The sequence below is a fragment of the Paracidovorax sp. MALMAid1276 genome, from assembly GCF_049198005.1.
In the GTDB taxonomy this organism is placed as follows: domain Bacteria; phylum Pseudomonadota; class Gammaproteobacteria; order Burkholderiales; family Burkholderiaceae_C; genus Acidovorax.
On sequence record NZ_JBMIRS010000130.1, the window covers coordinates 1 to 1,708 of the forward strand.

At 67.3% G+C, this 1,708-nt stretch carries 1 protein-coding gene; it reads left to right on the top strand.

Annotated elements, in window-relative coordinates:
• The first annotated feature begins 367 nt into the window (after positions 1–367).
• Positions 368–1,549 carry an MFS transporter gene (locus ACOQFS_RS08970; protein ID WP_421562549.1) on the top strand — a complete coding sequence of 394 codons (1,182 nt, stop codon included), beginning with the start codon at positions 368–370 and terminating at the stop codon, positions 1,547–1,549.
• Positions 1,550–1,708: the final 159 nt, after the last annotated feature.

Genomic DNA, 1,708 nt, shown 5'->3' on the forward strand with positions numbered 1-1,708 from the left:
GCATCCCATCCCGGCAAGGACCTTGTGCGACTCCAAAAAGACATTGAACAGGCTCTAAGGAAGCTGGTGGCAATCACTTCGCTGAAGATCGCGATGGCCAGAAACACATAGGCTTTATTCATGGGCGCCATTGTCCGGAACCCCGCCCCGGTTCCCAACGCGGCGGCAATGCCCGCGCCGGTGTGCCGGGGCAATGCTTGACGCCCTGCCCCCTGTCTGCGCAAGCCCCAGCGTCCCGGCGCCAGGCGGGCGCACAATGACAGGCTTGGCAGCAGCAGGCATTGTCAATGGCTTTGCTGGCCGTGGCGGGCCTGCTTCCGCCTGAACGCTGCATCCGCTCCGTGGACTCCCGACCTCCCTGCACCCCATGAACCGCAACCTCTGGCTGCTGGCCCTGTGCCAGGGCCTCTTCCTCACCAACAACGTCGTCTTCATCGCCATCAACGGCTTGGTGGGCCTGCAGCTGGCGCCGTTCGGCTGGATGGCCACGCTGCCCGTGATGGGCTATGTGGTGGGCGCCGCGTTGGCCACGCCGCTGGTGGCGCGCACGCAGTCGCTGTGGGGGCGCAAGGTGTCGTTCCAGATCGGGCTGGCCGTGGCGGTGGCATCGGCCGCACTGTGCGCCTGGGCTGCGTTCAGCGGCAACTTCTGGCTGCTGTGCACGGCCACGGTGGTGGCGGGCTACTACAGCGCCAACGGCAGCCTCTACCGCTTTGCGGCCGCCGAGCTGACCACGGCCGAGCACCGCGAAAAGGCCGTGTCGCTGGTGCTGGCCGGGGGGCTGCTGGGCGCCGTGGCGGGGCCCAACCTGGCCAACGCCACGCGCACGCTGTGGGCCGTGCCGTTTGCGGGCGCGTATGTGGCGCTGATGGGCGTGGCGCTGCTGTCCATGCTGTGCATGGCGGCCGTGCGCTTTGAGCCCCCACCCGTGGTGCGCAACGCAGCAGACCAGCCCCCGCAGGGCCGCCCGCTGGCCGAACTGCTGCGCCAGCCGCCCATGGTGGTGGCCATTCTGGGCGCAGCGCTGGGCTACGGCGTGATGAACCTGCTGATGGCCGCCACGCCGTTGGCCATGCAGGTGTGCGGGTTCGACTTCAGCGCCTCGGCCCTGGTGCTGGAGTGGCACGTGATCGGCATGTTTGCGCCGGGTTTCGTCACCGGCCACCTCATCAAGCGCTTTGGCGTGCTGCCCATCATGGGCGTGGGCGTGCTGCTGAACTTTGCCTGCGTGGCCGTGGCGCTGCGGGGCGTGGAGCTGCACCACTTCGGCATGGCCCTGTTCCTGCTCGGTGTGGGCTGGAATTTTCTGTTCACCGGCGGCACCACGCTGTCGATGACGGCCTATCGCCCCGAAGAAAAAGACCGGGCGCAGGCGGCCATCAACTTCTGCGTGTTTGCCACGCTGGCGCTGAGCGCGTTTTCGTCGGGCGTGCTGGTCACCACGCAGGGCTGGACGCTGCTGAACGCGGGCTCGCTGCTGCCCATCACCCTCACCGGGCTGGCATTGCTGTGGCTGGCGCTGCAGCGCCGCCGCGCGGCTGCGTTGTAAAGCCCCACCCTCGTGGACGCGAAGCGTTTTGCCCGCCGTCCAGCGGCGGCACCTGAGGTCGGGCCCGCACGCTGCGCAGGCGGCAACGGGCATATTTCTCTTAGAGCCTGTTCAATGTCTTTTTGAAGATCGCATTGGAGTGCAATCGGTATGAGTGGA

Coding starts and splice junctions, on each gene's coding strand:
- ACOQFS_RS08970 (WP_421562549.1), top strand. CDS start 368: ATGAACCGCAACCTCTGGCTGCTGGCCCTGTGCCAGGGCCTCTTCCTC.